Source organism: Akkermansia muciniphila, assembly GCF_002884975.1.
Taxonomy (GTDB): domain Bacteria; phylum Verrucomicrobiota; class Verrucomicrobiia; order Verrucomicrobiales; family Akkermansiaceae; genus Akkermansia; species Akkermansia muciniphila_C.
In genome coordinates this window covers 432,195-450,371 of the sequence record NZ_PJKB01000002.1, presented here as the reverse complement: position 1 = coordinate 450,371, position 18,177 = coordinate 432,195, and the positions used below count along the sequence as shown (strand labels likewise).

The 18,177-nt window shown below is 58.8% G+C and carries 14 protein-coding genes; 10 read left to right on the top strand and 4 right to left on the bottom strand.

What is annotated here, in order from left to right; genetic code table 11:
* Positions 1–3,892: 3,892 nt before the first annotated feature.
* Both CXU21_RS08040 and purN read right to left on the bottom strand, forming a co-directional pair.
* Positions 3,893–4,729 (bottom strand): FKBP-type peptidyl-prolyl cis-trans isomerase N-terminal domain-containing protein, encoded by an 837-nt coding sequence (locus CXU21_RS08040; RefSeq protein ID WP_180972721.1) that lies wholly within the window; start codon positions 4,727–4,729, stop codon positions 3,893–3,895.
* A 127-nt stretch (positions 4,730–4,856) separates the two neighbouring features.
* On the bottom strand, positions 4,857–5,444 hold the full coding sequence (gene purN, locus CXU21_RS08035) for a phosphoribosylglycinamide formyltransferase (RefSeq protein WP_102715527.1): 588 nt from the start codon (positions 5,442–5,444) through the stop codon (positions 4,857–4,859).
* An 81-nt stretch (positions 5,445–5,525) separates the two neighbouring features.
* On the opposite strand from purN, the gene CXU21_RS08030 reads away from it, so the two are divergent.
* From CXU21_RS08030 to CXU21_RS08010, 5 genes are all read left to right on the top strand, one after another.
* Positions 5,526–6,635 carry an aminopeptidase gene (locus CXU21_RS08030; RefSeq protein ID WP_102725665.1) on the top strand — a complete coding sequence of 370 codons (1,110 nt, stop codon included), beginning with the start codon at positions 5,526–5,528 and terminating at the stop codon, positions 6,633–6,635.
* A complete protein-coding gene (yaeI, locus tag CXU21_RS08025) occupies positions 6,632–7,486 on the top strand; it encodes a phosphodiesterase YaeI (RefSeq protein WP_102725664.1) in 855 nt (284 codons plus the stop codon). Before CXU21_RS08030 ends, yaeI begins: the two co-directional genes overlap by 4 nt.
* A gap of 18 nt (positions 7,487–7,504) precedes the next feature.
* Positions 7,505–9,232 carry a cation:proton antiporter gene (locus CXU21_RS08020; protein WP_102725663.1) on the top strand — a complete coding sequence of 576 codons (1,728 nt, stop codon included), beginning with the start codon at positions 7,505–7,507 and terminating at the stop codon, positions 9,230–9,232.
* A 3-nt stretch (positions 9,233–9,235) separates the two neighbouring features.
* The gene (locus tag CXU21_RS08015) at positions 9,236–9,910 is read left to right on the top strand and encodes a TatD family hydrolase (protein WP_102725662.1); all 675 of its coding nucleotides are present in this window, start codon (positions 9,236–9,238) and stop codon (positions 9,908–9,910) included.
* Between the two features lie 94 nt (positions 9,911–10,004).
* Positions 10,005–10,841 (top strand): hypothetical protein, encoded by an 837-nt coding sequence (locus tag CXU21_RS08010; protein ID WP_180972720.1) that lies wholly within the window; start codon positions 10,005–10,007, stop codon positions 10,839–10,841.
* A 110-nt stretch (positions 10,842–10,951) separates the two neighbouring features.
* Here CXU21_RS08010 and CXU21_RS08005 read toward each other — a convergent pair whose 3' ends face one another.
* Both CXU21_RS08005 and CXU21_RS08000 read right to left on the bottom strand, forming a co-directional pair.
* Positions 10,952–11,752, bottom strand: a complete 801-nt coding sequence (locus CXU21_RS08005; protein WP_102725660.1) for a LamG-like jellyroll fold domain-containing protein — start codon at positions 11,750–11,752, stop codon at positions 10,952–10,954.
* Positions 11,753–12,102: 350 nt separating this feature from the next.
* A complete protein-coding gene (locus CXU21_RS08000; protein WP_180972719.1) occupies positions 12,103–12,648 on the bottom strand; it encodes a GNAT family N-acetyltransferase in 546 nt (181 codons plus the stop codon).
* Positions 12,649–12,901: 253 nt separating this feature from the next.
* Between CXU21_RS08000 and CXU21_RS07995 the strand changes: the two genes are divergently transcribed.
* From CXU21_RS07995 to CXU21_RS07975, 5 genes are all read left to right on the top strand, one after another.
* A complete protein-coding gene (locus tag CXU21_RS07995; RefSeq protein WP_102725658.1) occupies positions 12,902–13,735 on the top strand; it encodes an SGNH/GDSL hydrolase family protein in 834 nt (277 codons plus the stop codon).
* Positions 13,736–13,811: 76 nt separating this feature from the next.
* Complete coding sequence (gene trxB / locus CXU21_RS07990; RefSeq protein WP_102715509.1) at positions 13,812–14,741, top strand: thioredoxin-disulfide reductase; 930 nt, start codon at positions 13,812–13,814, stop codon at positions 14,739–14,741.
* Between the two features lie 68 nt (positions 14,742–14,809).
* On the top strand, positions 14,810–16,189 hold the full coding sequence (locus CXU21_RS07985; RefSeq protein ID WP_102716027.1) for an L-serine ammonia-lyase: 1,380 nt from the start codon (positions 14,810–14,812) through the stop codon (positions 16,187–16,189).
* 101 nt (positions 16,190–16,290) lie between these two features.
* Positions 16,291–16,980: a hypothetical protein gene (locus tag CXU21_RS07980; protein WP_102725657.1), complete on the top strand. Its 690-nt coding sequence runs from the start codon at positions 16,291–16,293 to the stop codon at positions 16,978–16,980.
* Between the two features lie 155 nt (positions 16,981–17,135).
* On the top strand, positions 17,136–18,146 hold the full coding sequence (locus tag CXU21_RS07975; RefSeq protein ID WP_102715505.1) for an aspartate-semialdehyde dehydrogenase: 1,011 nt from the start codon (positions 17,136–17,138) through the stop codon (positions 18,144–18,146).
* Positions 18,147–18,177 lie beyond the last annotated feature (31 nt).

The following is an 18,177-nucleotide window of genomic DNA, read 5'->3' as shown; positions in this document are numbered from 1 at the left end:
TTCCGTAGGTTCCGGCGGAAAGCGTCAGGGTAGTTCCCGCGCCCACATCATACTTGATTCCGGCCAGGGCAGCCGTCGTGGTGCCGGAGGCATTGCCGCTCAGCTTCAGCGTACCCGTGGAACTGGCGTCAAGGCGCGTGCCCAGGCCGTTCCACGTACCCGTGGTCAGTTCCAGAATGGAATTGCCCTGGAGAAGAACGGTGCTGGTGCCCAGAGCGCCAGCATTGCCGACGACAAGCTTGCTGCCGTCATACAGCACGGTGTTTCCGGTGTAAGAGTTGGCATTGTTGATGGTCAGGGAAGCTCCGTCCAGCAGATTCAGCGTCGTATCCCCGGTAATGGAACCGTCACCAGCAAAAATGAAATCCGTGCCGGAAACATTAATTTTACCCGGAGCAACATTCCCGACGATCGTTACAGTCTTGTTCACGTCCGCACCATCGGAGAAGTACACGGTCTGTCCATCAGCGTAAGCCGTGGGAGTGCCGTCAAGATCCCAGGCGGTATTGGCGCTGTCCGTGTTCCAGTTGCCGCTCTTCCATCTCAGCAGGCCGTCCTTGTCGGACAGGGAGACGTACAGCGTATCATTGCTGACGGTGAATGTAGCCTTGTACAGTTCAGCCGCGGAGCCGCCGAGCGTGAACATGGACGTATCCGTCATGCCCGTTCCGTGCAGAAGGGCATATTCCGTATTGGCGGTGACGGAGGAAAGGCCTATCTGGAGAGCCGTAGCGCCGGTGCCCGCCACTGAATTGACGGTTAATGCCGCGGTATCCGTGCTCAGGGCTCCAAAGCTCAGGGAGCCTCCGTTCAGGGTCAGAGCAGCCGCCAGGGTAGCGGTGCCCCCGTCAAGATTGATGGTTCCCAGCGTAGAGCCGGCATCCAGGGAATAACCGTCTGCGGAAGTCACGGCCACGGTCAGGCCGCCGTTGATAAGCAGGGTCCCCTGCCCGATGACGCTGGAGTCCTTCACGGTCAGCGCGCCTTCCCTCAATTCCACCGTGCCGGTGAAACCGGGAACGGCGGCGGTTTCCCCTTCCGCGGGAACCGGAACCTTGGCAGCTCCATTGAGCACCAGGGTGCCGGCGCCGATCTTCGTGAGCTTGCCGCTGCCGGTCAGGCCGGTATTAAAGGTAATGGTTCTTCCGGTTGTCTTGTCCCCGGCGTCCAGGGTATCCACATAACTTCCGTTGGAAGCCGCCAGCGTGATATAGGAAGGAGTGAACGCGTTATTGTACGTCACGGACCAGTTGGCCGTGGCGCCCAGCGTTCCCATGCCAAGCGTAATTTCACTGCCGCTGGCAAAGTTAACGATGTTGCCGCCAAAGTTGACGCGGGCCGTTCCGGCCGTTGCATTGCCCAGCTGGAATTTCCCGCGGAATACGCCGTTGCCATTGGCCCAGAAGTCCAGGCCGCCCAGATTGGCCGTGCCGCTGGAAGCAAGGAAGGTCCCCGCTCCGCTGTACCCGAGGTTCAGCACAGCGGAGCCGGTAAGAAGCCCCCCGTTAAGAGTAAGGGTGCTGCCGTTGTCTACGATGAAGCTGCGGCCGGTTCCGTGGTCGCTGTTGGTGCCCGTGACATTCAACTCGGCGCCGGTGTTGATGGAAAGGGTTCCGTTCTTGAGGAGCCGCACGTTCGTAGCGTTGACGACGGAACCGGAGTTAACCTCAATGGAACTGCTCGCCCAGTTGCTCGACATGCTGAGGGTTCCGATGGTGGCCTGCGAATTGGTGAGGGTGAAGCCCCCGATGCAGTAATTGACGGCCAGGCCGCCCAGGTTAACCGTATTGTTCAGGAAGGTTACACGGGGACCGTAACCGCCGGAAGCCTGGTCCAGCTGCATGGTACCTGCATAGTCAACGTTGCCGGAGATATTCAGGTTGAGGTTTTCACTGCGGCGGAAGGTGATTGAACTATTCTGGGTGACGCCCGCTCCTCCTACGATGTCGGAGGCGATCGTGACCGTATCCGCGGCATTGTGGTTCATCAGGACGTACATGCCGCCTTCAACGACGATGCGGTCCGAAGGACGAATCGTTCCCGCTCCGGGGCGAATGATGAAATTGGCGCCGTTGCCGATATGCAGGGTTGCTCCGTTGAGCGTGTCCGCCGCAGGCTGGCTGGCCGTATTGGCGGCGTAATTGCCATATACGGTGATGTCCTTCAGCGTGGATCCAGGAGAAAGGGTGACGCTCCCGTCCGTATTGCCGAGCCAGACGGAAAGGGAGGAGTTCGTCCCGCCCATGACGGTGGAGGAGAAGGACTCCATGAGATGCGTGGCGTCTCCCAGCGTCAGGGAAGCGTTGTTCCCCAGCGTGAAGGTATTGCCCGTGCCGAAGGTGATGGAAGAAGCGATCGCTGCGGTCTTCCCTTCGGAAACGAGGAGGCCCGCATTATTGCCGAGCGTGAAGGTTCCCCCCGTAATGGCGGCGTCCCCAAGCGTAAGCGTCGCCTGGCTGCCGAGGGAAAGGGCTTCCGCCTGAAGGGAATCCCCGGCTCCCATGTTCAAGGTGTAGTTCGTCCCGTCCTGGAACGTTACGGTACCGGCGATAATGTTGCCGGTCAATGCAATGGTTTTAACCCCTTCCGCAGCCGTGAAAACAACGGAGTCATTATTCAGGAAGGAAGTATCCGTCTTGCCTCCATCTCCACTCTTGTACCAGCCCGTTCCAGTGTTGCTCCAGGTACCGGTAGTGGAATTCCAGACAAGCGTTTCCGTATTGTAGCCTGTTCCCTGATACTGCACGGACATGCCGGAACCGTTGGAGACAAGCACGAAATTGCCGGCTCCCAGCTGGTCGGCGGAATCGACTCTCGTCAATGCCTCATAGGTGTCCTCCCCGGTTTGCTTCCAAATAAGAAGGGAATCCAGGGAAGCCCCCAGATCAGCCCCGGTGGACATGAAATAGCGGGTCAGCAGGGCATCGTCCACCAGCTCGCGGTTGGTAACCGTCAGCGCTTCCATGGCGCCCGCAACCACTACCTCTACATTCCACGTCCGGTCATTCTTGGTCACTGTAGTGGTATTTGACAGGTTGATCATCCCGTCAAGCCCGATGTGCCAGTAGTGGCTGCCGGAACCGGTACCGTTGTCAAAGTTGAGATTGCCTCCCGGCGTGGTCAGGTTCAGCGTGCCGTCCACATAAATATTAGCGTGCCCCTCTGCCTCCATGCTCTTGATCTGGTTGCTGAAGGTGGTGGAAAGAGTGGATCCGGCGCCTACGTAAACACTGCCGCCCCATTGTCCCAGGCCAACGGACACATTGCTGTTCCCCGTCACGGAGATGCCGCCGCCATCCGAAGTGTTGGGAGGAGTGCCCGTAACCGTAACGTCTACATCATTAAAAATCAAATGTGGGCCCTTATCCTCCTGGCGGGAGGGGGCGGCGTCCCCTTCCCAGTTGCCCGCCGTATCTACGGCATCGCCTTCCCCTGCCCCCGTCCACGTAAAATCAGGACCGCCAAACGTAGGAGCCTGCCAGAAATCCGCCGATGTGGCGGCATGGGAGTAAGAGTAAAAACCGGAGAAGGAAACCAGGGATGCAAGAAGGGCGGAACGCAAAGAAGGAGGGAGATGAAGTCTCATATTGTATCAATGATATTATGACCAGTAATACCCGGATTTATAATCCGTTGGCAAGCCTATTTTCGTTAATGACTCTCCTTAAGCAAATCATGAAGGGGAATAAAACAGGCTTCTTTAAACTATCTTTCCATCCATTTCAATAATTATTAATGCAATAATCTTAATACAAGCAAGATATGGAAATTTAAAGAAGAAGAAGGATTATAAATTCCCAGATTGGCCGTTCACCCTCCTGATGAAGGCGGTACCTGCAAAAACAAAAAGGCCGTCCCCTCACGGGAACGGCCCTGGCTTGGAAATCTTACCTTATTGCTGCTGTCCGCCGCTCTGCTGCTTGAGCATCTCCTGAAGCTGTTCCGGAGAAATGCTCATGGGACCGCCCTGGGGAGCCGGGGCTTCGGAAATGCCGTCCAGTTCCAGATCAAAGATGAGGGGGGAATTGGGTTCGATCGGAGCGCCGGGGGTGTTTTCACCGTAGGCCAGCTCGGAAGGGATGTACACGATCCACTTGGAGCCGACGGGCATGGTGGTCAGCGCTTCCGCAAAGCCGGGGATAACCTGGAGGGGAAGTTCCACATCCTTGCCCTTGGTGTCGTCAAACACGGTGCCGTCCAGCAGCGTGCCCTTGTACTTCACCTTGAACATGGGGTTCTTGAACTTCTTTTCATCAAATTTTTCTTCGCCGCCCTTGTTCACCACCTTGTACTGAAGGCCGGACTTCGTGGTGGTAACACCTTCCTTCTTGCCGTTTTCCTCCATGAACTTCTTGCTGGCTTCCAGGTTGGCCTTGGCCTTGGCGGAGATACGTTCGTCAATCTGCTTCTGGAACGCGTCCAGGGCGGGCTTCAGCTGTTCCTGGTCCTTGGCGGGCTTGCGGACCATGCCGTCTTTAATGCCCTGCAGGAAGGATTCCTGGTCCAGGTCATCAAAAGTAAGGGTGGGAATGGAGCCGAGCTGCTGGCCGCTCTGGAAACCCAGAAAATAGCCCAGGTCCTTTTTCATCTGTTCGGGAGACACAGTAATTTCTTTCTCTTGTTTGGGTTGGTCAGCCGCCGGAGTTTCAGCAGCCTTTTCTTGCGCGCCCGCCACACCCGCCAGAAGGGCGGAAACGGCAAACAGGGCGATGGAAGGGTTCATCTTCATGGTTGTTTTTATCCTTTGTTTGAAAAGAGGACACCTTTTTAACGGATTCCGTTCACAGAACAAGACAAGAGAATCAGTCATCCTGTCATCCGCGTTCCGGAGTCCTCCCGCCAAAAAGCGCAGCGGGTTATGCCAGCGTTTCCAGAACGCGGGCGATCATGGCGGGATAAAGGGTATGCTCCTGCTCCTGAATGCGGGAGTGCAGGCTTTCCGGAGTGTCTCCCGGCAGCACCGGCACGCGCGCCTGCCCCAGGATGGGGCCGGTATCCATGCCGTCATCCACGTAATGAACCGTGCAGCCGCTTTCCGCCGCACCGGCATTCACGGCCTGCTCCCAGGCGTGAAGCCCGGGGAAGGAGGGGAGAAGGGAGGGATGGATGTTCAGAATGCGGGAAGGAAACTCTTTCAACAGCGGATGCTTCACCAGGCGCATGAATCCGGCCAGGCATACGCAGTCCACGCCGTATTCCTTCAGCCGCGCGGCGACGGCGGCCTGGGATTCATCAGGAAACCGGGTTTTGAATCCCGCGCAGTCGATCACCTCCGCCGGAATGCCCCAGGAACGGGCGCGTTCCAGAATGTACGCGTCCGGATTGTCAGACATCACCACGGCTATTTCCGCCCGCAGGGCGCCGGACCGGATGGCGTCATAAATGGACTGGCAGTTGGAACCGGAACCGGAACCGAGTATTCCTAATTTGGGCAATCTGGACATCCGGGGGATGAAACCACAGTTTTTTGCCTGTGGCAAGTCTCCGGCTTGACAAAAAGGCGCCGGTATTCGCCTAATAAGGGCATGACAGACACCCGTTTTCAGGCCCTGGCGGCCCAGCTTGCAGGGTATTCCACTTCCCTGCGTCCGGGAGACCGGGTTCTGCTGGAATTAACGGATATTCCGGAGGAAATGGGAATAGCCCTCATCCGGGAGGTGCACGCCGCGGGCGCCCTGCCCTTCCTGCGCCTGAACCAGTCCCGGCTGAACCGGGAAATGCTTTCCGGAGCCACGGAAGAACAATACGGCATCATCAGCCGCCACCGCCTGGCGGAAATGGAAGAGATGGACGCCTATATTGAAATCCGCGGCGGGGGGAATGCTTTTGAATTGTCTTCCGTTCCCCAGCGGAATATGGCCGTTGCCATGAAGGCCATGAATCCGGTTTCCCAGAGGCGCATCCGCCACACGCGGTGGTGCGGGCTGCGCTGGCCGTCTGAAGGAATGGCCCAGCAGGCCTCCATGAGCACGGAGGAGTTTGAGGATTTTTATTTCCGCACCTGCCTGATGGATTACGCCGCCCTGCGTCCCGCCATGCAGAAGCTGGCCGCCATGATGGAGGCGGCGGAACATGTGCGCATCACCGGTCCCGGAACGGACATTTCCTTTTCCATCAAGGGGCTGCCCGCCATCCCCTGCGCGGGGGAATGCAACCTGCCGGACGGGGAGGTGTTTACCGCACCCGTCATCGACAGCGCCAACGGCAGCATTTCTTTCAACACCCCCAGCCTGTTCCAGGGAATTCCCTTTGACAACATCCGCCTGACGCTGGAAAACGGCCTGGTCGTGCAAGCGGAAGCGGGAGACAAGACCGCGGAGCTCAACGCCATCCTGGACACGGACCCCGGCGCGCGGCGGCTGGGGGAATTCGCCTTCGGCGTCAATCCGGCCATCACCCGCCCCATGCGCAACATCCTGTTTGATGAAAAAATCTCCGGTTCCTTCCACCTGACGCCGGGACAGGCCTACCACGTGGCGGACAATGGCAACCAGTCCCGCATTCACTGGGACATGGTGTGCATCCAGACGGAAGAGGCCGGAGGAGGGGATATCTACCTGGACGGCGCGCTGGTGCGCCGCAACGGCTTGTTTACCCTTCCGGAACTGGCTATTCTCAATCCCGCCCAATCATGACCACGGACTCTACCCCCGCCAAAAAACACTCCCTGCTCCGCAAGCTCCTGTACGCAGCCGCGGCAGTCATTCTGCTGGGTTCCCTGCTGGCCTCCTACATGCACTGGGAGGCCAACCATTTGGAATTGAATGAAAACACCGCTCCCGCGGACTGCGTTCCAGGCCTTTCCGGGCTGCGCATCCTGGTGCTGTCAGACGTCCACACCAACCTTCCCATGCTGGAAAAAGCGGCGCGCATGGCAGAACAGGCCAAGCCTGACATGATTGTGTTCCTGGGGGATCTTTACACGGATTTTCTGCGGGCTACCCATGCGGGGGACTACATCACGCAGATGAAGAAACTCTCCTCCATCGCCCCTGCCTACGCGTGCCTGGGCAATCACGACATGGCCCTGGCGGACAACGTGGAGCGTATTCTGAAGGAAGGCGGCTTCACCCTGCTCAGGAATTCCGCCGCCTTCGTCACCATTCCCAGGCTGGGGAACGCGGAATTCAAGCTGGTGGGGCTGGGGGACGTGCGGGAAGGAGACTTCTTTCCGGAGCGGTGCATGAGCCCGCGTGCCTTTGCGGAAGAATCCGCCATGCCGACCATCGTCCTTTCCCATAACCCCAAGGGGAGGGAACTGCTGGGCGCCTACCGCTGGGACTTGATGCTTTCCGGGCACACCCACGGCGGCCAGATCAGGCTGCCCTTCTCTTCCTCCCCCCTGCTGACCTCGGAAGGGGAAACGATGTACTCCGGCTTTTATCCCTATGAAGGCAGGCAGGTCTTTGTCACCCGCGGCATAGGCTACATGGGACCGGGCCGATTCAACTGCCCGCCTGAAATCAATCTCATCACCATTCCCTAGCCTCCCTTTCCGACCGCCATGGTTCTCTCTCTGCTGGCTTCCGGAGGCCCCAATGCCGCGCCTCCCTTCTTCACCCTGCTGACCGTCGTCTTCATGGGCATTATTGCGATTGCCCTGGTTCTGGCCCATTTCCGGCAATCCCTGCTGGCGGGCTACTTTATCTGCGGGGTGATCCTGGCCAACTGCGGCATTCTGGACCACATCCCCAATTCCGATGTCAGCATCCAGGCGCTTTCCGAGGTGGGCATTATCCTGCTCATGTTCACGCTGGGGCTGGAATTTTCCATAGACGAACTCAGGCACCTGCGGAAAACGGCCCTGGTCGGCGGGGGCATCCAGATGTTCATCTGTACCGCCGCATTCGGCCTGGGCCTTCATTATGCTACGGGCATGGACATGAGCCATTCCCTGACGGTAGGGGCCATCATGGGCCTTTCCTCCACGGCGGTGGCGCTGAAATCCTTCCAGGAATTCGGCCTCAGCGGAACGTCTGGAGCCAAAATGGCGGTGGGCATCGCCCTGTTCCAGGATATTGCCGCCATCATGCTGGTGGCCATCATGCCCCAGATATTCGCCGCCTCCCCCAACTCATGGGCAACCGCGCTCAACATTGGCATGGCCGTGCTGCGGGGGCTGGTCTTCCTGGGCGCCGCATGGCTGATCGGCCATTACCTGCTCCCGCGCATCATGCTGGCCGTGGCCCGGACCAAGAGCCGGGAACTCTTCACCCTGATGGTGTTCGCCATCTGTTCCGGCATCGCCATGCTGGCCAGCCTGCTGGGCCTGAGCATCGCCCTGGGGGCCTTCACCGCCGGGCTCTTCGTCAGCAGTTCCTACTACAGCCACCGCGTCCTCAGTGAAGTGCTCCCCTTCAAGGACCTTTTCCTGACCATCTTCTTCGTCTCCGCCGGGCTGCTGATTGACATTGACGACCTGTGGGAACATCTCGGCCATGTGGCTACCTTCGCCGCCTTTGTCCTGGCCATCAAATTCGTGGCCTGCATCGTGGCCGCAAGCTTCCTGAAAATCCCCGGCCGCATGGGCATCATGGCCTCCACCGCGCTGACCAACGTGGGGGAATTCTCCCTGGTGCTCATCCCCTTCATGCAGGAGATCACCCCCATTCCGGCGCTGGTGACCACCAATGTGTACGCCATCGCCGCCGTCTCCATGGGCATGACGCCCCTGCTGATGAAGGCGGCGCGGAAGCTCACCCCCCTGCTGGTGCGCATTCCCGGCCTGAAAACAAAACGGGAACGCCTCAGCGTGGAAACCATGATCACGCGCGTGGAGGGAATCAAGGACCACGCCATCATCTGCGGCTACGGCCCGGTAGGGAGGCGGCTGCATGAAAGCCTGTCCCAGTACGGCATTCCCAGCATCATCATTGACCTGAACGCGGACACCGTGAAAACCCTGCTCAACGAAGGCCATCTGGCCTTCCTGGGTGACATCCAGCACCAGATCACCATGGACCTGGCGGGCATCCGCACCGCGCGGCTCATTGCCTTCACGTTCCCGGACCCCGCCCCGGCCCTGTCCACCTACATGCAGATCAAGGGCGTCAACGCGGATATTACGGTGATTGCACGCGCCAAATTCCGGTCGGAAGTGGCCTTACTGCATCACGCGGGCATCACCAACGTCATCCATGACGAAATGGAAACGGGCGCCGCCGCGGTGCGCCTGGCAAAACAGAGTTTTGATATTATTGAACCCGTGGAGGCTCCCACGCTGTCCCACTAATACATGATGAACCTGCCGGACGCCCACACCCACCCGGCCCCGGCCATACCCGGCGCGGGCCCCCGCTTCATCTGCGGAACCTGCCCGGCGGACTGGGAACAGGCGGCCCTGCTGGCGGAAGGGGATGAAAACGTCACCCCCTTCTTCGGCATTCATCCGTGGCGCCTGAATCCGGATACCTGGCAGGAGGAAATGCGTCTGCTGGAATCCTTCCTGCGCCGTTTCCCCCGTGCAGGAATTGGAGAAACGGGGCTGGACAAATGCCGCCGGGGCATTCCGGGACTGCCCGTGCAGAAGGAAGCGCTGAAACAACACCTGGAGCTGGCCGTGCGCCTGGACCGCCCCGCCACCCTGCACTGCTGCCGCGCGTGGGGAACACTGGCCGGTATCCTGGCAGAATTCCCTGCGCTGAAAGCCGTACTCCACGGGTGGACAGGGGCCCTGAATCCCGCGGCACAGCTTCCTTCCGGCAACTGGCTCCTGTCCGTGGGCCTGCGGGAGATGGAACGCCCCGGCATCCTGTCCTCCATCCCGCGCCAGCGCCTGGCCCTGGAATCCGACGAACACCCGGAGGCCCTTCCGGAGCTTTACCGGCGCGCTGCACAAGCCCTCTCCATGAAGGAGGAAGAACTGGCTGCCCTGGTTGCGGACAATATGGAAAAAGTCTCCGCCCGCTAGCGCACCGGGAACGGAACGGAGGCCGTGAACGCGGGTGGCATGAAACCACGGCTTTTTTCCTTGGCAGGCTCCTGCTGCGGGCTATCATGCGGACATGGGCCTTTTTCAGGATCAAACCAGTTCTTTGTCGGAAATCAAGCGGCTTGCCGCCCTCGTTATGGATCCCTCCCGCAGGGATGAAATCGGTCCGGACCAATGGCCGCTGGCCATGATCGCCTACGGGCTGGTTACCTGCAATGAAACAGGCAGGGAAGAAGAAGGCGTTACCATTTACAACATCTTCCAATCCTGCTGCGCGCCGGACGCGCGGCGCAAATGCGCGCTTCAACTGGCCTCCTTCATCCGCCAGCGCAAGGGGGACGGCTGGCGGGCGCTCCTGCCCTTTGCCATGACGGACGCAGCCCCGGACATCCGCCGTCAGGCCGCCTTCCTGATCTACACGCTGGCCGCCCCGAAGCCGGAGGAACGCTTCCCCGGAATTGCCGGACTGGTGAATATCATCTGTGCGGCTCCGCTCCCCGGGCAGGCCGGAATGGCTCCGGCCCTGGATGCCCTGATGAGCCTGGGGGACATGCGGTTTGCGCCTTATCTGGCTTCCATATCCAACAAACTTCCTTCCGGGCGCCTTGCGGACCTGCTGGCTGGAACGGAAGCCATTCCCACGGACGTGGGTTGCGGATGGCTGCTGGACGTTCTGGATAGGCATCCGGAACTTTCCTCCGCCATTGCCGTGGTACTGGCCGGAATGCCGGCCAGGGCAACGGAAGTCATGGATGTGGTAGTGCCCGTCCCCTCCTGGCAATTCACAAACTCCGCCGTCCAGCCGCTCCACTCCTGGAGCATTCCGGAATACAGGCTGCGCATGAGGGAACGGCTATCCAAACACCTTGACCCGGAAGCGCAGGAAGCCGTGGACCGGGCGTGGAACTGATTACTCCGCCGTTCCGGAAATCCTGCAGCTCCCTGCCACACTTCATTTACAGACAAAAAGAGCCGTTCTGCATTTCTGCGGAACGGCTCTTTTATTCAAAAAATTCAGGCTCACGCGCGTTTGCGGCGCACCAGGAGAGCCGCCAGCCCCATAAGCCCCAGCGTTGCGGTAGCCGGTTCCGGAATGGACAAGGGCATATCATGCGTATTCAGGTAAGCAAAATCATCTCCGTTCAACACGCCGTCATACACGGCCAGGTTGTCGACGAAAAGGCCGTTGGCCGCGGTATTGTGCTCTCCGCTGCCCTTAATGCTGGTCACTTTGGAATCATCGGAAAGACCGGTCGTCACCGTTTTAACGAGCTCGCCATCGTGGTAAACCTGCATCTCATTTCCCTTAAACGTCAGCCCAAGGTAATTCCATTCATTGTCATTGGCGGCAAACAGTTCGGTTCCATCCGCGATTCCAATGCCTGCGCCATTATAAATCACCCATCTGTTGGCAGCCGTCATTTCCACCCGGATGGTCGTGCCTGCAATGGTCATGGAAAAAGCGTCCTTCCAGTCCGCATTGGAAGAACTGTAATACATGTGGATGCCCACGCTGAAGCCGGTGGAAAAATTCAGACCGTCAATGCCGTCGGAACTCGTAATATTGAATGTCCCTCCGTTGGGGCAATGGGAATAACCGCCGTCCGGCATGGGCATAATCGCATTGCTCCAGTTCATATAACCGGTAGTTTTTGAAATGGCTGTGGACCCGCTTCCCAAATTGACCAGGCTCTGGTTACTCCCAAGCTGGTTGAAATCCAGTCCGTACAGCAGGGAAGCAGCCTCCGCGCCGGAAACCAGGCACAAAGCCGCCGCAACCGCTGCTCCCTTGAATATTAAATGACCATGAGGGTTCAACATGTGACTACTGAAGCGGATAACAAATCCGGTGTTTTAATAAAAACAGATAAAATCCATTAAAAAACTTTGATTTTCAATAAACAATAGGCATTCTCCTTTTTAAGGAATGGATTCAGGGAAGATAAATCCTCTTTTTGAAAGGAAGATAAATCTTTATTCATCAAAATCCACGCTTGACACCGGATTTGTTATCCGTTGTCAGAGTCTTCATTCATGATACTCAACGTTCCCGGCAGGTTGAATTATAGGAAACGATATCATACGGCAATAATGAAATAAAAAGCCCCTACCCGCAAAAAACCCCACGAGGGTAAGCGGACGAGCCCAAAGACCTTTTCCCGGAAGAACGCCTATCTTGCCACCACATGATTGTGGTGGAAATCAACAAAGCTCCGGTACGTTTCCTCATTCAGCAGGGTTTCATGCGTCATCAGCAGGAGTGGGAAAGGAGTCCCTTCATCCGTATAGGGAGGGTGAATGTAATCAAACTGGGGATTGGGCACAAAGCCGTGCCGCTGGTAAAACCCCAGGCGGCGGCGTGAAATTTCGTCCTCCGGCGGGTCAATCTCCAGAATGACCTTGTGGGGGAAAGCATCCCTCAGCTCTTCCAGAATCCTCTGTCCGGCGCCCTGGCCGCGCAGGGAGGCATCCACGGCAAAATATTCCAGATACACGAATGCCTCGCGCCGCCAGCTCACCAGCATGGCGACAACCCGGCCTTTCCCGTTTAAAAAAACCTCATAGCAAAAGCCCGGGTCTTGGAACGCCAGCGGGAAATCCTGAATGCGCCTCTGTTCGTGCACCGGAAAACTTGTCCGGTAAATATCCAGGGAATCCAGGAATAGAGGATCATCCACCCCCGTCACACGGTGCTTGGTCAGCGATTCAGGCTTCATGTCCACTATCCAACCACACCCGCACTCCTTCGGCAAGACTCCCGGAAAGACTTCTCCAGTCATGCGGCAGGAGTTCCGGCTTAATTCGTTCACTTCCAGAATGATGCATCATTTTTTCATTATGCTATGCAAGCCGTTGGCAATAAATAAAATAAGAAGATATGCCTATGAACGTGTAGAAATAGTTCCCCCTTCCTCCATGTTTCATCCGTTTGAAGTTCCATTCCGGAAACATTAAGATTAAATTCAACTCATGATGCCGGGCATAAAATTTTTCCTGCTGCTGTTTTTCACCTGGACAGCTTTTCCCTGTTCCCTCCGGGCGCAGGAAGAGCCGCATGCGGAAAGCCCCTGGCCTCGTTGTGTCCCCGCACGCCCCGGAAGCCACATTCTTTTCCTGGGAAACAGCTATACGTTCTTCAACCGCATGCCTGCCATGGTCAAGGCGATGGCGGATTCCAGGGGGCTGCGGCCGGACGTGCACATGCACGCCGCTCCGGCAGCTTCCCTCCAGTCCCACTGGAATGACGGGTCCGCCCGTAAAAAGCTGGAAGGGACGGCGTGGGACTTCATCATTCTCCAGGACCAGAGCGCCACTCCCGTCGTGGCTCCGGAGCGGACCATGGAATTCGGCGGCAAATGGTGTGCCCGGGTCCGGTCCGCCCATGGCATGCCCGTCCTGTTTCTGACGTGGGGGAGAAAGGGCGCTTCCGGCGGCCCTGAACCACAGGAGCAAAAAGCCCTTCTGGACACGTATCTGGAGCTGGCGCGCCGGGAAAAAGCCGCCGTAGCCCCGGTGGGCATCGCCTGGGAGAATTGCCTCAAGCGCCATCCCGGCATCCCCCTGTACCAGGCAGATGGCCGGCACCCCACGGCGGAAGGCAGTTACCTGGCGGCCTGCGTGATGTACTGCACCCTGTTCGGCAAGTCTCCCATAGGCCTGCCGGGAAAACTGTCCCTGAAAGGGGTGATCCTGTGCAGCATTCCCGCAGACAGGGCCAGGAAGCTGCAAAACGTCGCCATCGATACGTGCAGGCAGCTCTTCTCCCCGCCCGCGAAGAACCGTTCCGGAGCCGCCGGACCGTGACCCGCCGCATAGCGCAGAATCTACTGGCAAAACGGATGTTCCCCCTTTACCATTGCGGCGATCACTTACACGTATTATGAGCGAACAAGTCATTATCATCGGCGCAGGATGCGCGGGCTACACAGCGGCCATTTACACAGCCCGGGCCAATCTCTCCCCCCTCCTTATTACGGGCTCCCAGATCGGCGGCCAGTTGACCACCACCACGGAAGTGGAAAACTTTCCCGGCTTTCCGGACGGCGTGATGGGTCCGGACCTGATGTTCCTGATGCAGCAGCAGGCGGAAAAATTCGGCACCCGGTTTGCGTATGAGGACGTCAAGAGCGTGGTCAAGGATGAAGCCACCGGGCTGTTTACCGTGAAAACCAGCGGACAGGATTATGAAGCCCGCAGCGTCATCGTGGCTACAGGCGCTTCCGCCCGCTATCTGGGCATTCCCGGAGAAGAAGGCCTCATCGGCCACGGCCTCACCGCCTGCGCCACCTGTGACGGAGCCTTTTACCGTGACGTGCCCGTGTGCGTGGTAGGCGGCGGAGACAGCGCCTGTGAAGAGGCCATGTTCCTGACCCGCTTTGCCTCCCGGGTTTACCTGATCCACCGCCGTGACACGCTCCGCGCCTCCAGGATCATGGCGGAGCGCACGCTGTCCAATGAAAAGATTTTCCCCATGTGGAATTCCACCATCGTAAGCTACAAGACGGACGACAAGGGAGAACTGGAAGCCGTCATGCTGAAGGATGTGGTGGAAGGGGATGAAACGGAACTTCCCGTCAAGTGCGTCTTCATGGCGATCGGCCACACGCCGAATACCTCTTTCCTGGGGGATCTGGTGGACCGGGACGACGCCGGCTACATCATCCGGGAAGCCGGGCTGATGGCGACCAGGACGCCGGGCCTGTTCGCCGCCGGAGACGTGGCGGACCCTCACTACCGCCAGGCCATTTCCTCCGCCGGGATGGGCTGCGGCGCCGCCATTGAGGCGGAACGCTACCTGCTGGGCCTGTAGCCCGTCTTTCGGAACGGGCCGGAATTCCTGAGGAAATTCCGGCCCCACCCCGCCACAGGAAAACGGACATGCACCATTACAGCATTTTTGAGCTTTTCAGCATCGGGATAGGCCCTTCCTCATCCCATACCGTAGGCCCCATGCGGGCGGCGCACCGCTTTCTGGAACAGATACGCCATTCCCCCCGGCTGCCGGAGATCACGGGCATCCGCTGTGAATGCTACGGCTCCCTGGCGGCTACCGGGCACGGGCACGGCACAGACACGGCCATCATGCTGGGCTTGCTGGGGGAAGAACCCCATACGGTGGAGCCGCGCAGCATTCCCGGAAAAATCGGGCGCCTGCACCAGCAGGAAACGCTCCCCGTCACGGAAGAAAAAACCGTCCGTTTCTCCCCCACCCGGGACCTGGACCTTTCCCACTACCAGCCCCTGCGCCTGCATCCGAACGGGATGCTGTTCACCGCCGTCAACCAGGCCGGGGAACCGGTGGAGGACGCCGTGTTTTATTCCACCGGGGGCGGCTTTGTCGCTTCCGAGCAGGAACTGCTGCATCCGGAGGAACCGGACCGGGAACCGTTCCCCCTCCCCTATGAATCCGCGGAAGAACTGCTGCGCATGGCGGATGAACGGGAATGCCCCCTTTCCTCCATCGTCATGGCCAATGAATGCGCCCTGCTCCCGGAACGGGAGGTCCGTGAAAAGCTGGACCTGATCTGGGCCACCATGAAGCAGTCCATTTCCAACGGCATGAGCGCGCGCGGCAACCTGCCGGGCGTCCTGCAAGTGCCGCGCCGGGCCAAGACCTTGCGCAAATCCCTTCTGGTGCACGGGGAATCGGCCCTGAAAGACCCTCTTTCCATCATGGACTGGATCAACCTGTACGCCATTGCCGTGAGCGAGGAAAATGCGGCAGGCGGGCGAATCGTCACTGCGCCCACCAACGGAGCGGCGGGGATTGTTCCAGCCGTGCTCAATTACGCCACCAAGTTCTGTTTTTCCCCGCATCCGGATGCCGTTCACCGTTTCCTGCTCACCGCGGGAGGAATCGCCATCCTGTACAAGAAGAACGCCTCCATTTCCGGCGCGGACGTAGGCTGCCAGGGGGAGGTGGGCGTAGCCTGCTCCATGGCCGCGGCGGCTCTTGCGGAGTACCTGGGGGGAACGCCCCACCAGGTGGAAAACGCCGCGGAAATAGGCATGGAGCACAACCTGGGCCTCACCTGTGACCCAATCGCGGGGCTTGTCCAGATTCCCTGCATTGAACGCAATGCCATCGCCGCCATTAAGGCGATCAATGCCGCCCGCATCGCCATGGGTGGAACGGGCGCCCACTTCGTTCCGCTGGACAAGGTCATCCGCACCATGCTGGATACCGGCAGGGACATGCAGTCCAAGTACAAGGAGACCGCCCAGGGCGGACTGGCCGTGAATGTGGTGAATTGCTAAAGGGAAACGGAAATCATCCCATGGGATTCCATATGTGTCTGTTCCCTTAAAAAACACTGCGGCGGGTTGACAGACACGGGGAGCAAAGGTAGGGTGCGGGCATGTTTTCACGCCTTTTTCTTGCTCTGGCCCTGTTGCTGGGCGGCACGGGACTGTCCCAGGCCGTCCACGTCGTCATGTGCGGCGGTCCCGCCCTCAGACAATGGGAAGGGCTCAGAATCCAGCCTGACAGGCATGACAACTGGTGGGCCAACTTTGTACGGGCCTCCACCATCCGCATTGCCCAGATCCAGCAGAAAGACCCCTCCGCCAGAATCACCTGGATCGTTTACCGTCCGGGCTACGCGGCACGCGGCCGGGAGGACGGCAAGCCCTATACCCGCTGGATTGCGGACCTGGCTTCCAAGTACAGGATCAAGCTTGTCTGGGTGGACAGCGCGGATCAGGCCATCCGTGCGCTGAACTCTTCTCCACGCTTCCGGGGGGACACGGTGGAGTCCTTTTACTACTTTGGCCATTCCAATTGCTTTGCGTGGATGCTGGACTACGGCAATAACATCATGGCCATCTCCACGGAATGGATTCATGAGACGGACCTGAACCGGATACGCCGGGATATTTTCACCCCGCGGTCCGACTGCTGGAGCTTCGGCTGCTACACCGGAGCCAGCATGTCCGGCTGGTGGAGGCGCATCGTGGGCGTGCCCCTCTGGGGCAACATGGAATCAACGCGCTACGGCCCCGTCTCCGACGGCAGGCTGCCGGAGGGCGTCGGGAAATGGGTTAAATAAACATGCAACAGTTAACAGTAAATAGTTAATATTGTTTATACCTTTCATATTAACCTGCGCTGTTCATCTGTTGCCGATCCCGTATTGCTTTTCTGGGAAAAAACCTTTATCATCATGCGCATGCGGACTGAATTCCGCCATTTTCTGACACAATCATGAACCAAGCACCCCATGTTGCCATCGTCGGCGCCACCGGAGCGGTGGGCGTTGAGATCCTGTCCTGCCTGGAAACCCGCAATTTTCCCGTAGGCTCCCTGAAACTTCTGGCCTCCGCACGGTCCGCCGGAAAACAGGTCGCCTTCCGGGGAGAAATGCTGACTGTGGAAGAATTGACGGAGAAATCCTTTGAAGGCGTGGACATTGCCCTGTTCAGCGCAGGCGGCGGCATTTCCCTGAAGTTCGCCCCCATTGCGGCAGCGGCCGGATGCGTGGTCATTGACAATTCCTCCGCCTTCCGCCAGGACCCGGACGTGCCCCTGGTGGTGCCGGAAATCAATCCGGAAGCGGCTTTCAACCATCCCCGCAACATCATCGCCAACCCGAACTGCACCACCATTATTACGCTGATGGCGCTCTTCCCCCTGCACCAGCGCTTCGGCCTGAAAACCGTTATCGCCTCCAGTTACCAGGCGGTTTCCGGCAGCGGACAGCACGGCATCACGGAACTGGAATCCCAGGTGCGTGCCGTGGTGGACGGCCATCCCGTGGTGAAAAACGTTTATCCGCACCAGATCGCCTTTAATCTTCTTCCCCAGATCGACTCCTTCACGGAAAGCGGCTATACGAAGGAAGAGCTTAAAATGCTTAACGAAGGCCGCAAAATCCTTTCCCTGCCGGAGCTCAAGGTAACGTGCACCTGTGTGCGCGTGCCTGTGTACCGTTCCCACTCCATCTCCGTGACCGCCCAGTTTGAGCAGCCCGTAGACGTGGAAGAGGCACGCAGCGCCTACGAAGGAAAACCCGGCGTAGCCCTGATGGACAATCCAGCGGAAGGCGTCTGGCCCACTCCGCTGGACAGCACCAACGGGGACACCTGCTATGTGGGACGCATCCGCCCGGACATGGCCATTGACAATGCCCTGGCCCTCTGGGTCGTGGGAGACCAGGTCCGCAAGGGCGCGGCCCTGAACGCCGTACAGATTGCGGAACTTCTGGTCAGCCGCTGAACTATATCTACTATCCCCGCACCCATTCCTT

What these genes read in the sequence shown, in the direction of transcription:
- CXU21_RS08040 (WP_180972721.1), bottom strand. Translation starts at nt 4,729, where the DNA reads ATGAAGATGAACCCTTCCATCGCCCTGTTTGCCGTTTCCGCCCTTCTG.
- purN (WP_102715527.1), bottom strand. Translation starts at nt 5,444, where the DNA reads ATGTCCAGATTGCCCAAATTAGGAATACTCGGTTCCGGTTCCGGTTCC.
- CXU21_RS08030 (WP_102725665.1), top strand. Translation starts at nt 5,526, where the DNA reads ATGACAGACACCCGTTTTCAGGCCCTGGCGGCCCAGCTTGCAGGGTAT.
- yaeI (WP_102725664.1), top strand. Translation starts at nt 6,632, where the DNA reads ATGACCACGGACTCTACCCCCGCCAAAAAACACTCCCTGCTCCGCAAG.
- CXU21_RS08020 (WP_102725663.1), top strand. Translation starts at nt 7,505, where the DNA reads ATGGTTCTCTCTCTGCTGGCTTCCGGAGGCCCCAATGCCGCGCCTCCC.
- CXU21_RS08015 (WP_102725662.1), top strand. Translation starts at nt 9,236, where the DNA reads ATGATGAACCTGCCGGACGCCCACACCCACCCGGCCCCGGCCATACCC.
- CXU21_RS08010 (WP_180972720.1), top strand. Translation starts at nt 10,005, where the DNA reads ATGGGCCTTTTTCAGGATCAAACCAGTTCTTTGTCGGAAATCAAGCGG.
- CXU21_RS08005 (WP_102725660.1), bottom strand. Translation starts at nt 11,752, where the DNA reads ATGTTGAACCCTCATGGTCATTTAATATTCAAGGGAGCAGCGGTTGCG.
- CXU21_RS08000 (WP_180972719.1), bottom strand. Translation starts at nt 12,648, where the DNA reads ATGAAGCCTGAATCGCTGACCAAGCACCGTGTGACGGGGGTGGATGAT.
- CXU21_RS07995 (WP_102725658.1), top strand. Translation starts at nt 12,902, where the DNA reads ATGATGCCGGGCATAAAATTTTTCCTGCTGCTGTTTTTCACCTGGACA.
- trxB (WP_102715509.1), top strand. Translation starts at nt 13,812, where the DNA reads ATGAGCGAACAAGTCATTATCATCGGCGCAGGATGCGCGGGCTACACA.
- CXU21_RS07985 (WP_102716027.1), top strand. Translation starts at nt 14,810, where the DNA reads ATGCACCATTACAGCATTTTTGAGCTTTTCAGCATCGGGATAGGCCCT.
- CXU21_RS07980 (WP_102725657.1), top strand. Translation starts at nt 16,291, where the DNA reads ATGTTTTCACGCCTTTTTCTTGCTCTGGCCCTGTTGCTGGGCGGCACG.
- CXU21_RS07975 (WP_102715505.1), top strand. Translation starts at nt 17,136, where the DNA reads ATGAACCAAGCACCCCATGTTGCCATCGTCGGCGCCACCGGAGCGGTG.